Origin of the sequence: Actinomycetospora sp. CA-101289 (assembly GCF_050955895.1) — a bacterium.
Classification (GTDB): domain Bacteria; phylum Actinomycetota; class Actinomycetes; order Mycobacteriales; family Pseudonocardiaceae; genus Actinomycetospora.
Genome location: NZ_CP192093.1, coordinates 4,822,353 through 4,834,772, shown reverse-complemented (window position 1 = coordinate 4,834,772; position 12,420 = coordinate 4,822,353). Strand labels below are relative to the sequence as shown.

Here is a 12,420-nt window from a genome sequence, read left to right as displayed (position 1 = left end):
ATCCTGATCGAGGAGATGCCGTGGCCGCCCGGTTCGGGCGCCATGCAGGCGCCGTCGCCGTCACCCCCTGGTGACGCTCACCGGCCCGTCGTCGCGGTGACGCGCGCCAGGGACCTCTCTCCTCGAAGGGTCCCCCTCCGGTGTCTTCCGTTCTCTCTCCTGTCCTGTCCACCTACGGCTGGGACGGCTCCTGGGCGCAGCTCGCGCTCCCGCACCTCGACGCCGGCCGCCTGCCCGGCCGCGTCGCCCGCGTCGACCGCGGCCGCGTCGACGTCCTCACCGAGCAGGGCCGGGTGCGCGCCGCCCCCGGCCGTGACACGCCTCCGGCCGTGGGCGACTGGGTCGTCCTCGACCCGGACGCCCGCGTCACCGCGCTCCTGCCCCGCCGCACCGCCCTCACCCGCGCCGTCGCCTCGGGTCGCTCCGAGGGCCAGGTGCTGGCCGCCAACGTCGACACGGTGCTCGTCGCCGTCGCGCTCGAGGCGGATCTGCGCCCTGGCCGCCTCGAACGGCTGCTCGCCCTGGCGTGGGAGAGCGGGGCGGTGCCCGTCGTCGTCCTGACCAAGATCGACCGGGCCGACGGCGACGTGCTCCTCGCCGCCCTCGCCGACGTGGCCATCGCCGCGCCGGGCGTCGACGTCCTGCCCGTCAGCGCCGTCACCGGCGACGGCCTCGCCGAGGTGGCCGCCGCGGCGCGGGGCACCACGGTGCTCGTCGGACCCTCGGGAGCCGGCAAGTCCACGCTGGCCAACGCCCTGCTCGGCGAGGCGGTGATGGCCGTCGGGGAGGTCCGCGCGAGCGACGGCAAGGGCCGCCACACGACCGTGCACCGGGAGCTGGTGCCGTTGCGCGGTGGCGGGGTCCTGGTCGACACCCCGGGGCTGCGCGCGGTCGGCCTGCACGACGCGGCCGAGGGGATCGACCGCGCCTTCGCCGACGTCGTCGCGCTCGCGGACGGGTGCCGGTTCGCGGACTGCGCCCACGAGCGCGAGCCCGGGTGCGCGGTGCGCGAGGCCGTGACGGCTGGTCAGCTGCCCGCGCGGCGGTGGGAGGCCTACCGCAAGCTCCTGCGCGAGGACGAGTGGGCGGCCGCCCGCACCGACGCCCGGCTCGCGGCCGAGCGTCGCGGGCAGTGGAAGACGATCACCAAGAACCAGCGCGCCGCGTACCGGGCGCGGGGGCACCGCTGAGGCACCTCGCGGGGAGCGAAGGACGCCTCGGCTGCGTCCCGCGCAGCGAGGGACGCCTTCGCTTCCCCCGATCCGGCGCTCGCCGAGCGGGTATCCGCGTCGCTCCACGAGGAGAGGAGCGCCGATGAGCGGCGACGACACCGCCCTGACCAGCGGCATGGACACCGGCAGCGACGAGGGCGAGCCCGGCGACCGGGCGACGCCCCCGGCCGACCGCGAGGAGATCGCGGCGTTCGAGGCGGAGCCGGGCGGCGACGACGTCGCCCCGGCCGTCGAGGACGACCCCGAGGTCGCCCGGGCGGCCGCCGACGACGGGCCGCTGCCGGACCAGGCCGCCGGCGGACCGTCGCCCGCCGGCGACCCGCAGTTCCTCGGGCCCGACTAGACGCGCAGGCTCAGCGGCCCGCGGGGGAGATGTTCAGCGACATCCCCGCGAGGCCGCGCGAGCGCACCGAGAGCTTCTCGGCGACCGCGCGCAGGGCCGCGCCGGCCGGCGACTCGGGCTGGGTGAGCACGAGCGGGACGCCCGCGTCACCGCCCTCGCGCAGGCGGGTGTCGATCGGGATCTGGCCGAGCAGCGGCACCGAGCCCCCGACGGAGCGAGCCAGCGAGTCGGCGACCCGCTGGCCGCCGCCGGTGCCGAACAGGTCCATGCGGGAGCCGTCGGGCATGTCCATCCACGACATGTTCTCGATGACACCGGCCAGGCGCTGGCGGGTCTGCAGCGAGATGGCCCCGGCGCGCTCGGCGACCTCGGCCGCGGCCTGCTGCGGCGTGGTGACCACGAGCAGCTCGGCGCTGGGGATCAGCTGCGCCACCGAGATCGCGATGTCGCCCGTGCCCGGGGGCAGGTCGAGCAGCAGGATGTCGAGGTCGCCCCAGAACACGTCGGCGAGGAACTGCTGCAGCGCGCGGTGGAGCATCGGCCCGCGCCACACCACCGGGGTGTTGCCCGGGGTGAACATCCCGATCGAGATCAGCTTCACGCCGTGCGCCTGCGGCGGCATGATCATGTCGTCGACCTTGGTGGGCCGGTCGTCCGTGCCGAGCATGCGCGGCACCGAGTGGCCGTAGATGTCGGCGTCGACCACGCCGACGGACAGCCCGCGGTCGGCCATCGCGGCGGCCAGGTTGACCGTCACCGACGACTTGCCGACGCCGCCCTTGCCCGACGCGACGGCGTAGACGCGCGTCAGCGAGCCGGGCTGGGCGAACGGGATGACCGGCTCGTCGGCGTCACCGCGCACCGTCTTGCGCAGCTCGCGGCGCTGCTCGTCGTTCATGACGTCGAGGTCGACGAGGACGGACGTGACGCCGGAGACCGCCGACACCGCGGTGGTGACGCGGGAGGTGATGGTCTCCTTCATCGGGCAGCCGGCCACGGTCAGGTAGACGCCGACCTCGACCTTGCCGTGGTCGAGGACGTTGATGTCCTTGACCATGCCCAGCTCGGTGATGGGCTTGTGGATCTCGGGATCCTCGACGCCGGCCAGGGCGGCCCGGATCGCGTCGACGGACGGTGCTGCGGCCATCGGACCCTTCTCGATGTCTCGGCGGACGGCGGTCCCGGGGAAGCCCACGCGGAGACCGGGGGACGGGGCACGTCGGCCCCGTCGGCTCACCACCATGCTACGTGCCCGGTGCCCAGGTCCCGCCCGCACGGGGAGCGGCCCCCGTCACGCCCCGCTCACCGGGGGCTCACCGACCGTTGGTGCGTTCGCCGTCCACGGTGGGCGCGCGCTGCTCGAGCACGCGGACCAGGGCCTCCTCCACGGCGGTGCCCAGCGCCCGGTGCACCGCACGGTCGACGGCACGGTCGACGGCCTTGCCCACCGTCTTCTCCAGGTTCCGGTCCTTGCCGCCCCGCTCCCCGTCACCGCGCGGGCCGCGCTGCTCGAGCTCGCCGCGCAGGTAGTCGCGGGTGACGACCTCGCCGAGCTGCAGACGCATCGACGCCAGCTCGCGCGCCAGGTACTCGGTCTCGGCCGAGAGCCGCCCGGCGCGCGTGCGGTCCTCCTCGAGGGAGACGCGGTCACGGTCGTCCTGGCGGTTCTGCGCCAGCAGGATCAGCGGCGCGGCGTACGCGGCCTGGGTGGAGAAGGCCAGGTTGAGCAGGATGAACGGGTAGGGGTCCCACTGCAGGCTGAGCGCGAAGACGTTCAGCACGATCCAGATCAGCACGATCACCGACTGCCAGAGCAGGAACGTGCCGGTGCCGAGGAACCGCGCGAGGCGCTCGGCGACGCGGGCGAACCACTCGGCGTCGACGCCGAGGCGCAGCCGTGCGGTGCCGACGGGCTGGTCCAGCCGGCGTCGGGAAGTGGCTTCAGGCACGGCCGCCTCCGGCGGTGGGGGCGGGTGCTGCGGGCTCGGGGTCGGGCTGGGAGCGCCAGTCCTCGGGCAGCAGGTGGTCGAGGACGTCGTCGACGGTGACCGCGCCCAGCAGGTGCCCGCCCTCGTCGATGACGGGGCCGCACACCAGGTTGTAGGTGGCGAAGTAGCGGGTGACCTCGGCGAGCGAGGCCTCCGGGCCCAGGCGCGTCAGCTCCGAGTCGAGCACGCCCGCCACCAGCTCCGACGGGGCCTCGCGCAGCAGCCGCTGGGCGTGCACGCAGCCGAGGTAGCGCCCGGTGGGCGTGGCCGACGGCGGGCGGCACACGAACACCATCGACGCCAGCGCCGGGGTGATGTCGGGGTTGCGGACGTGGGCGAGCGCCTCGGCGATCGTCGCCCCGGGGGCCAGCACGATCGGCTCCGGGGTCATGAGGCCGCCCGCGGTGTCCGACGAGTACGTCAGCAGCCGGCGCACCGGCTCCGAGTCCTCCGGCTCCATGAGCCCCAGCAGCTCCTCGGACTCGGCGCCGGGCAGGTCGGCCAGCAGGTCCGCGGCGTCGTCGGGGTCCATCTCCTCGAGCACGTCGGCGGCGCGGTCGGTGGTGAGGTGACGCAGGAGGTCCTGCTGCTCGGCGGACGGCAGCTCCTCGAGGACGTCGGCCAGCCGCCCGTCGCCGAGGCCGTCGGCGACGTCGTGGCGCCGCCGCTGCGGCAGGTCCATCAGCGCGTGCGCGACGTCGGCCGGGCGCATGTCCTCGTACGTCGCCAGCAGCTGCTCGGTGCCCTGGCCCTCCTCGGAGAGCGACAGCCCCGACACCGCGGCCCACGGCAGCACCTGCACCGGCCCGCGCCGGCCCAGCCGCCCGACCAGCTCGCGGACCGCGAGCCGGGTGACCAGCCAGTCGCGACTGCGCTGGTGCTCCATGAGCACGTCGACGACCTGGGCGTCGGCGTCGTGGTCGACGACGCGGACACGGGCGTCGAGCATCTCGCCGACCACGAGCACCTCGTTGGGGCGCTGCGCGAACGCCCGCAGGTTGACCTGGCCCGTCGCCAGCGTCACCGCGTTGGCGTCCACCGCCGTGACCCGCAGCATCGGCACGAAGATGCGCCGGCGGGACCCGACCCCGACGACGAGCCCGAGCACCCGGGGCGGCCGGGGTCCGACCGAGACCGCGCAGACGGCGTCGCGGACGCGCCCGATGCGTTCCCCGTCCGGACCCAGGACGGGCAGTCCGACCATGCGCGCCACGAACACCCTGGTCATGGCGGTTGTCACGTCAGCAGGCTAACGCGCAGCTGGATCGAGTCACGGGTGAGAGGGTCGCCACCTCGCCCGATGCCGCGCGGAGACGCGTGCCAGCATCGGCGCAACTCTCGACGAGGAGGTCAGCAGCCAAGTGAGCGTGGAGAACCGCCCCCGCCGGTCGTGCCTGGCGGTGCCGGGGTCGAGCCAGAAGTTCATCGACAAGGCCCGCACCCTGCCCGCCGACCAGATCTTCCTGGACCTCGAGGACGCCTGCGCACCGCTGGTGAAGCCCGAGGCCCGCAAGACGATCGTGGCCGCCCTCAACGAGGGTGGCTGGGAGGGCAAGACGCGTGTCGTGCGCGTCAACGACTGGACCACCGAGTGGACCTACCGCGACGTCACCGAGGTCGTCGAGGGCGCCGGGGCCAACCTCGACGCCATCATGCTGCCGAAGGTGCAGACGCCCGAGCAGGTCCACGCGCTCGACCTCCTGCTCACGCAGATCGAGAAGACGATGGGCCTCGAGGTCGGTCGGATCGGCGTCGAGGCGCAGATCGAGAACGCCCGCGGGCTCAACAACGTCGTCGCGATCGCCGAGGCGTCGCCGCGCCTGGAGACCATCGTCTTCGGCCCCGCCGACTTCATGGCCTCGATCAACATGAAGTCGCTCGTGGTCGGCGAGCAGCCCCCCGGCTACACCGAGGGCGACGCCTACCACTACATCCTCATGCAGATCCTCATGGCCGCGCGGGCCAACGACCTGCAGGCCATCGACGGCCCCTACCTGCAGATCCGCGACGTCGACGGCTTCCGCCGCGTGGCCAACCGGGCCGCGGCGCTGGGCTTCGACGGCAAGTGGGTGCTGCACCCCGGCCAGATCGACGCCGCCAACGAGACGTTCTCGCCCTCGCAGGAGGACTACGAGCACGCCGAGAACATCCTCGACGCCTACGAGTGGTTCACCTCCGAGGCCGGCGGCGCGAAGGGCTCGGCGATGCTCGGGGACGAGATGATCGACGAGGCCTCGCGCAAGATGGCGCTCGTCATCGCCGGCAAGGGCCGCGCGGCGGGCATGACCCGCGGCGAGCGCTGGACGCCCCCGGAGAACTAGGCATACTCGTCGGTAACCGCACCGCAGCAGGGGAGCACGACGCATGGCACGCCTCGCCCAGACCGCCGGCCTGACCGATGTGCAGCAGGAGATCCTGTCCACGGTCCGCGACTTCGTGGACAAGGAGATCATCCCTCACGCGCAGGACCTCGAGCACGCCGACGAGTACCCGCAGGAGATCGTCGACGGGATGAAGGAGATGGGCCTGTTCGGGCTCATGATCCCCGAGGAGTACGACGGTCTGGGCGAGTCGCTGCTGACCTACGCGCTGGTGGTCGAGCAGATCGCCCGCGGGTGGATGAGCGTCTCGGGCGTCATCAACACCCACTTCATCGTCGCCTACATGCTGCGCCAGCACGGCACGCCGGAGCAGAAGGCGCACTACCTGCCGAAGATGGCCACCGGCGAGATCACCGGCTCGTTCTCGATGTCCGAGCCCGACCTCGGCTCCGACGTCGCCGCCATCAAGACCAGCGCGAAGGCCGACGGCGACGACTACATCGTCAACGGCGCCAAGATGTGGCTGACCAACGGCGGCTCGTCGAACCTCACCGCGGTGCTGGTCAAGACCGACGAGGGCGCCGAGAAGCCGTACCAGAACCTGACGACGCTGCTGGTGGACAAGCCCCGCGGCTTCGGCAAGGTCGCCGAGGGGCTCTCGATCCCCGGCAAGATCGACAAGATGGGTTACAAGGGCGTCGACACCACCGAGATGGTGTTCGACGGCCACCGCATCCCGCAGAGCCAGGTGCTGGGCCACGCGCCCGGCAAGGGCTTCGCGCAGATGATGGACGGCGTCGAGGTCGGCCGCGTCAACGTCGCCGCCCGCGCCTGCGGCATCGCGATCCGCGCCTTCGAGCTCGGCATCGAGTACGCCCAGCAGCGCTCGACGTTCGGCAAGCCCATCGCCGGCCACCAGGCCATCGCGTTCAAGCTCGCCGAGATGGCCACCAAGGTCGAGGCCGCGCACCACATGATGGTCAACGCCGCGAACCTCAAGGACCGCGGCGAGCGCAACGACGTCGAGGCCGGGATGGCCAAGATGCTCGCCTCGGAGTACTGCAAGGAGGTCACCGAGGAGTCGTTCCGCATCCACGGCGGCTACGGCTACTCCAAGGAGTACGAGATCGAGCGCCTCATGCGCGAGGCGCCGTTCCTGCTCATCGGCGAGGGCACCTCCGAGATCCAGAAGACGATCATCAGCCGCGGTCTGCTCAAGGACTACAAGCTGCGCTGATCGGCGGTACCGTCCGTCGGCACCGTCACGTAACCGTCGGGCACTCCCGCGGCGTGTCCGGCGTTGTACGGGACGGAACCGTCGAATCAGGGACAGCGAGGGATCGTCGTGACTGCGCCGTTCACCGGGAACCGCCCCGGCGCCCAGCCCGGGCTGCCGAACCTCCCCGAGCCGCCGTCGGGCTGGCCGGTGGGCTCCTACGCGAAGTACGAGGAGGCCCAGCGGGCGGTCGACCACCTGGCCGACAACGAGTTCCCCGTCGCCGACGTCACCATCGTCGGCGTGGACCTCATGCTGGTCGAGCGGGTCATCGGCCGCCTGACCTGGGGCCGCGTGCTGGCCACGGGCGCGGCGTCGGGGGCGTGGCTGGGCCTGTTCGTGGGCCTCGTGCTCTCGCTGCTCTCCCCGCCCGGCGCCGGGCTGTCGTCGATCCTCACCGGCCTCGCGATCGGTGTGGTGTTCGGTGTGGTGTCCGGGGCGATCACGTACGGCGCGAGCCGTGGCCGGCGGGACTTCACCTCGCAGAGCCAGCTCGTGGCGGGGCGCTACGACGTGCTCTGCCAGCCCCGCAACGCCGAGAAGGCCCGCGACATGCTGGGCAAGCTCGCGATGGGCACCGACGGCTGACCTCGCTGGTCCGGACGGCGCACGGGTGTGCCAGCGTGGCGGCCACGCTGGCCAGTCCGATACAGCACGCCGATAGGGTCAGGAAAGCCGCCACCTCGACGGTCACCTTCGAGAGGCATGACGAGGCCCCGCCCGGATCGTCCCGGGCGGGGCCTCGTCACGTCACGGGCGAGGTGGTCAGGTCCCCACGCCCCCGACGCCCGTGGCCCGCACGACCGACAGCGGGGTGGCGATGTCCTCGAGCGACTTGTTCTCCGCCGCCACGCCCAGCACGAGGGCGACGACCCCGCCGATCATCATCACCAGGGCGCCGAGGATGTAGGCCCAGAACAGCCCCGAGGTGCTCGGGTTCTCCTCCGGCCCGATCATGAGCGCGTAGATCAGCGGCGCCACGGCGCCGAACACCTGGGCGATCGCGAAGAACACCGCGATGGCCTTGGCCCGGACCTCCATCGGGAAGATCTCACTGACCGTCAGGTACGCCGCGCTGGCGCCCGCCGAGGCGAAGAAGAAGATGATGCACCAGGCGATGGTCTGGGTCACCGCGGTGAGCACCCCGGCCCGGAAGAGGAACGCGGTGATGACGAGCAGCGTCCCGGCGAGCAGGTAGGTGCCGGAGATCATCTGGCGGCGGCCGATCGTGTCGAAGAGCCGTCCGAGCAGGAGCGGGCCGAGGAAGTTCCCGACCGCGAAGGGGATGTAGTAGATCGAGGTGTCGGCGTCCGGGCCGAGGTAGAAGTGCGTGAGCACGATGGCGTACGAGAAGAAGATCGCGTTGTACAGGAACGACTGCGTGATCATCAGCGTGGCGCCGAGCGTGGACCGCCCCGGGTAGGTCCGGAACAGGATCCGCAGCAGCGTGAGGTAGCCCGCCTGCGGGGTCGGCGTGATCTCGATGGCCTTGCTGTCGTCCACCGGCTCGACGGGGCGGCCGGTGGAGGTCTCCACCTCCTGCTCGATGAACCGGATCGACGCGTCGGCCTCCTCACCGCGCCCGTGCATGATCTGCCACCGCGGGCTCTCCGGCACCGAGCGGCGCAGGAAGATGATCACGATCGCCAGCACGGGGCCGATGAGGAAGGCCAGGCGCCAGTCGAGGTTCGGGGAGATGGCCCCGGACAGCAGCGGGATCTGGATGACCGCGGCGATCGCGGCGCCGGCCCAGTAGGTGCCGTTCACGATGATGTCGGTGCGACCGCGGTACGGCGCGGGGATCAGCTCGTCGATGGCGGAGTTGATCGCCGCGTACTCCCCGCCGATGCCGGCGCCGGCGATGAAGCGGGTCAGGTAGAGGAAGCCGATGGACGCGGCGCCGGTGCCCAGCGTCAGCGCGGTGAGCGCGCTGCCGCCGAAGTAGATGGCGAGGGTGATGAAGAAGAGCTTGCGGCGCCCGAGGCGGTCGGAGATCTGGCCGAAGACCAGGGCGCCGATCACCTGACCGAAGAGGTAGACGGTGGCCAGCAGGCCGACCGCCGTCGTCGAGATGCCGAGCCGATCGGCGCCCGAGAGCTTCTCGCCGACGTTGCTGGCGATGGTGATCTCGAGGCCGTCGAGGATCCAGCACGAGCCGAGCGCGAGCACCATCCGGGTGTGGAACGGCGACCACGGCAGCCGGTCGATGCGGGCGGGGATGAGGCTGCGGACGGAACCCTGGGCGGGCGAGGGGAACCGCGTCGTCATGGCACCTCCTGTCACGGAGCGTTCTCACCACGGGAACGCGAGCGAGAACGTTCCCACTCCGGCCTGCGGTGATGCCTCACCGTGGTCGGACGGTCACGCCCTCGCGATCACGATGGGTGACAGGAGAAGTCGGGCATAGCGGGACGATCGAGGACGATCGACACCGGCTCGTGGGCCGTTCCGTCCGGTTCGCGGCCGATGTCGATCACGCAGTGAAACGGGTCCCGCCGAGGTCGTGGCCGTCTCGTGATCTACGGATCGCCCGACGGCGGGCGGGGACTGCGCCGGACGTCGCACCAGCCCGGGGTGTGCGTGCTTGCCCGTGCTCCAGCACGGGCAAGCACGCACGAGACCGAAGGTCAAAGCCACCTGTTGCGGCGGAACGTCCGCCAGAGCACCGCGCAGATGGTCAGGATCACGAGGATCACCGCGGGGTAGCCGAACTGCCAGTGCAGCTCGGGCATGTAGTCGAAGTTCATGCCGTAGATGCCCGCCAGCATCGTGGGCACCGCGAGCAGGGCGGCGTAGGCGGTGATCTTGCGCATGTCGTTGTTCTGGCGCAGCGTGATCTTGGCGAGGACCGCGTCGACCAGCGTCGTCAGCAGCTCGTCGAACGACCCGACACGCTCGGCCACGGTCGCGAGGTGGTCGTCGACGTCGCGGAAGTAGCTGCGCACCTCCGACGGCACGAGCGGCGAGTAGCCCTCGGTGAGCCGGCGCATCGGCACCACGAGCGGGGTGATCGCCCGGCGCAGCTCGAGGACCTCGCGCTTCATCAGGTAGATCTGCTCGGCGCCGACCTCGCTGTACGGCGCGAAGACCTCGGTCTCCATCGTGTCGATGTCGCCCTCGACGCCCTCGGACACCGCGAGGTAGGCGTCGACGATGTGGTCGGCCACCGCGTGCAGCACGACGGCGGGGCCCTGGGCGAGGTGCTCGGGGTCGGCCTCGAGCTGGTGGCGCACGCGGCGCAGCCCGGAGTGCTGGCCGTGGCGGACCGTCACGACGAAGTCGGGGCCCAGGAAGACCATGAGCTCGCCCGACTCGACGATCTCGTTGGCCGTGGTCGGCGAGGCGTGCGCGACGTAGCGCATGGTCTTGAACACCGAGAACAGCATGTCGTCGTAGCGCTCGATCTTGGGGCGCTGGTGGGCGTGCACCGCGTCCTCGACGGCGAGCGGGTGGAGCCCGAAGACCTCGGCGATGTCCTGGATCTGCTCGGCGTCGGGCTCGTGCAGCCCGATCCAGACGAAGCCCTCCTCGCGCCGGCGGACCTCGGCGATCGCGTCTCGGTGGTTCCACCGCCCCTCGAGGCGCACACCGTCGACGTAGACGGCGCAGTCGACGACGAAGGCGGCCAGGGGGACGTGCGGGACGCGCGCTTCCTGGGGCCGGAGACGGCCGGGGCGGATCACGCGGGAACCGGCGTTGCGCAGCGCGGGAAGGCTGGGCATGGGGACCTCCGGGGGCCGGACGGTGTGGCGGGGGCTGGCCTCGTGACCACCGCATCCCTCCCCGGACGACCCGCGCCGGTCAGCGCGTGACGAGCGTCCGGAGGGAGACGCGGCCCGTACTGGGCGGGTTGGACCTCGAGTCGGACACGTCTCACCTCCCTTGCCTCGCACGACACCACGTCGGTCGATCCGTCATCCTAACGGCCGCCATGCGCGGCGTCGGACGGAGGCACCGGTCGACGCCCCGCGGACCAGCGACGTTCAGGAGGCGGATCCGTGCAGTTCGGTCGGTACTTCGAGGAGTTCGAGGTCGGTGCGACCTACAAGCACTGGCCGGGCAAGACGGTCACCGAGTACGACGACCACCTGTTCTGCCTCATCACGATGAACCACCACCCGCTGCACCTGGACTCGCACTACGCGGAGGGCACGCAGCAGGGGCGCAACGTCGTCGTCGGCAACTACGTCTACTCGCTGCTGCTGGGCATGTCGGTGGCCGACGTGTCGGGCAAGGCGATCGCGAACCTCGAGGTCGAGTCGCTGCGCCACGTCAAGCCGGTCTTCCACGGTGACACGATCTACGGCGAGTCGACGGTGCTGGACAAGAAGGAGTCGTCGTCGAAGAACGACCGCGGCGTCGTCCAGGTCGAGACGATCGGCTACAACCAGGACGGCGTCGTCGTGTGCATCTACCGCCGCAAGGTGATGGTGCCCAAGCGCCCGGCGTCCGAGGGCACCGACGACGCTCCCTCCGACCAGATCCTGGCTGAGGCCGAGCAGCCGCGTCGCCCCGTCCCGCAGCGCGATTAGGACGGCAGGCAGTCCCACCCGCGCAACGCGTCGGTGAGCCCGGTGACGAGCTCGCCGGCCGCGTCGAGGGCGGCGTAGCCGGCGGCGTCGACCCACCGCACGTCCGCGGCGTCGTCGCCGGCCCGCGGGACGGCGGACGCGTCGAGCGGGCGGCAGCGGAAGTCGTGGATCACGAAGACCCGGCCGTCGGGGGCGGGGCGGCGCACACTGCCGACCTCCTCGCCCACGGCGACGCTCAGCCCGGTCTCCTCGGCCACCTCGCGGGCCGTCGCGTCGGCCGTGCCCTCGCCCGGCTCCACCCGTCCGCCGGGCAGCGACCACCGCCCGGCCTCGGGGTCGTGCGCCCGTCGGACCAGCAGGAGGCGACCGTCCGCGTCCGTGACGACGCCGCCGACACAGGGGACCTCGGCCGGATCGGGTGGCGACGCGCCCGACGCGCCCCGGGGGTCACGCATCGTCACTCCAGATCACCCTAGTATCACCACGTGCCGGATGGCTGTCCCGGCGCGCACGACCCCATACTGCCGACGACACGTCGGTCGACCACCGCGAGGGACCCCTGGTGAACGCGAAGAAACTGGGCATCGTGGTGGGCGTGGCGTTCGCGCTCTTCTTCGTGATCTCGAACCCGCAGGGGTCCGCGGACCTCGTGTTGAGCATCCTCACGATCCTGGCCGACGCGGCGACGTCCGTGGTCCAGTTCATCCAGGCGTTGTTCTAGGTCCCGG

The 12,420-nt window shown here is 71.8% G+C and carries 13 protein-coding genes; 7 read left to right on the top strand and 6 right to left on the bottom strand.

Features of this window, described 5'->3' with window-relative positions; translation table 11 throughout:
* The first annotated feature begins 140 nt into the window (after window positions 1-140).
* Both rsgA and ACQPX6_RS24165 read left to right on the top strand, forming a co-directional pair.
* Window positions 141-1,190: a ribosome small subunit-dependent GTPase A gene (gene rsgA, locus ACQPX6_RS24170; protein ID WP_433783054.1), complete on the top strand. Its 1,050-nt coding sequence runs from the start codon at window positions 141-143 to the stop codon at window positions 1,188-1,190.
* A gap of 124 nt (window positions 1,191-1,314) precedes the next feature.
* The gene (locus tag ACQPX6_RS24165; RefSeq protein WP_433783053.1) at window positions 1,315-1,575 is read left to right on the top strand and encodes a hypothetical protein; all 261 of its coding nucleotides are present in this window, start codon (window positions 1,315-1,317) and stop codon (window positions 1,573-1,575) included.
* Window positions 1,576-1,585: 10 nt separating this feature from the next.
* Here ACQPX6_RS24165 and ACQPX6_RS24160 read toward each other — a convergent pair whose 3' ends face one another.
* The 3 genes from ACQPX6_RS24160 to ACQPX6_RS24150 all read right to left on the bottom strand — a co-directional run bounded on the left by ACQPX6_RS24160 (window position 1,586) and on the right by ACQPX6_RS24150 (window position 4,791).
* The gene (locus ACQPX6_RS24160; RefSeq protein WP_433783051.1) at window positions 1,586-2,722 is read right to left on the bottom strand and encodes an Mrp/NBP35 family ATP-binding protein; all 1,137 of its coding nucleotides are present in this window, start codon (window positions 2,720-2,722) and stop codon (window positions 1,586-1,588) included.
* A 166-nt stretch (window positions 2,723-2,888) separates the two neighbouring features.
* Window positions 2,889-3,524, bottom strand: a complete 636-nt coding sequence (locus ACQPX6_RS24155) for a DUF1003 domain-containing protein (protein WP_433783050.1) — start codon at window positions 3,522-3,524, stop codon at window positions 2,889-2,891.
* Window positions 3,517-4,791, bottom strand: a complete 1,275-nt coding sequence (locus ACQPX6_RS24150; RefSeq protein WP_433788346.1) for a magnesium transporter MgtE N-terminal domain-containing protein — start codon at window positions 4,789-4,791, stop codon at window positions 3,517-3,519. The genes ACQPX6_RS24155 and ACQPX6_RS24150 overlap by 8 nt, the downstream gene beginning before the upstream one ends.
* A 133-nt stretch (window positions 4,792-4,924) precedes the next feature.
* On the opposite strand from ACQPX6_RS24150, the gene ACQPX6_RS24145 reads away from it, so the two are divergent.
* From ACQPX6_RS24145 to ACQPX6_RS24135, 3 genes are all read left to right on the top strand, one after another.
* Entirely contained in the window at window positions 4,925-5,884 is a 960-nt protein-coding gene (locus tag ACQPX6_RS24145; RefSeq protein ID WP_433783049.1) for an HpcH/HpaI aldolase/citrate lyase family protein, read from the top strand.
* A gap of 43 nt (window positions 5,885-5,927) precedes the next feature.
* On the top strand, window positions 5,928-7,121 hold the full coding sequence (locus ACQPX6_RS24140; RefSeq protein WP_433783048.1) for an acyl-CoA dehydrogenase family protein: 1,194 nt from the start codon (window positions 5,928-5,930) through the stop codon (window positions 7,119-7,121).
* A 108-nt stretch (window positions 7,122-7,229) separates the two neighbouring features.
* Window positions 7,230-7,748, top strand: coding sequence for a general stress protein (locus ACQPX6_RS24135; protein ID WP_433783047.1), 519 nt, complete (start codon window positions 7,230-7,232; stop codon window positions 7,746-7,748).
* Between the two features lie 177 nt (window positions 7,749-7,925).
* Here ACQPX6_RS24135 and ACQPX6_RS24130 read toward each other — a convergent pair whose 3' ends face one another.
* The gene (locus ACQPX6_RS24130; RefSeq protein WP_433783046.1) at window positions 7,926-9,428 is read right to left on the bottom strand and encodes an MFS transporter; all 1,503 of its coding nucleotides are present in this window, start codon (window positions 9,426-9,428) and stop codon (window positions 7,926-7,928) included.
* A gap of 359 nt (window positions 9,429-9,787) precedes the next feature.
* Window positions 9,788-10,882 (bottom strand): magnesium/cobalt transporter CorA, encoded by a 1,095-nt coding sequence (gene corA, locus ACQPX6_RS24125; RefSeq protein ID WP_433783045.1) that lies wholly within the window; start codon window positions 10,880-10,882, stop codon window positions 9,788-9,790.
* A 276-nt stretch (window positions 10,883-11,158) separates the two neighbouring features.
* Between corA and ACQPX6_RS24120 the strand changes: the two genes are divergently transcribed.
* A complete protein-coding gene (locus tag ACQPX6_RS24120; protein ID WP_433783043.1) occupies window positions 11,159-11,692 on the top strand; it encodes a MaoC family dehydratase in 534 nt (177 codons plus the stop codon).
* Here ACQPX6_RS24120 and ACQPX6_RS24115 read toward each other — a convergent pair.
* Entirely contained in the window at window positions 11,689-12,147 is a 459-nt protein-coding gene (locus ACQPX6_RS24115; protein WP_433783042.1) for an NUDIX hydrolase, read from the bottom strand. The two genes, ACQPX6_RS24120 and ACQPX6_RS24115, sit on opposite strands and share 4 nt — an antisense overlap.
* A gap of 107 nt (window positions 12,148-12,254) precedes the next feature.
* Here ACQPX6_RS24115 and ACQPX6_RS24110 point away from each other — a divergent pair, with 107 nt between their 5' ends.
* Window positions 12,255-12,413, top strand: a complete 159-nt coding sequence (locus ACQPX6_RS24110) for a hypothetical protein (RefSeq protein ID WP_433783040.1) — start codon at window positions 12,255-12,257, stop codon at window positions 12,411-12,413.
* The last annotated feature ends 7 nt before the right edge of the window (window positions 12,414-12,420 follow it).

Coding starts and splice junctions, on each gene's coding strand:
- ACQPX6_RS24130 (WP_433783046.1), bottom strand. CDS start 9,428: ATGACGACGCGGTTCCCCTCGCCCGCCCAGGGTTCCGTCCGCAGCCTC.
- ACQPX6_RS24160 (WP_433783051.1), bottom strand. CDS start 2,722: ATGGCCGCAGCACCGTCCGTCGACGCGATCCGGGCCGCCCTGGCCGGC.
- ACQPX6_RS24150 (WP_433788346.1), bottom strand. CDS start 4,791: ATGACCAGGGTGTTCGTGGCGCGCATGGTCGGACTGCCCGTCCTGGGT.
- ACQPX6_RS24165 (WP_433783053.1), top strand. CDS start 1,315: ATGAGCGGCGACGACACCGCCCTGACCAGCGGCATGGACACCGGCAGC.
- corA (WP_433783045.1), bottom strand. CDS start 10,882: ATGCCCAGCCTTCCCGCGCTGCGCAACGCCGGTTCCCGCGTGATCCGC.
- ACQPX6_RS24115 (WP_433783042.1), bottom strand. CDS start 12,147: ATGCGTGACCCCCGGGGCGCGTCGGGCGCGTCGCCACCCGATCCGGCC.
- ACQPX6_RS24140 (WP_433783048.1), top strand. CDS start 5,928: ATGGCACGCCTCGCCCAGACCGCCGGCCTGACCGATGTGCAGCAGGAG.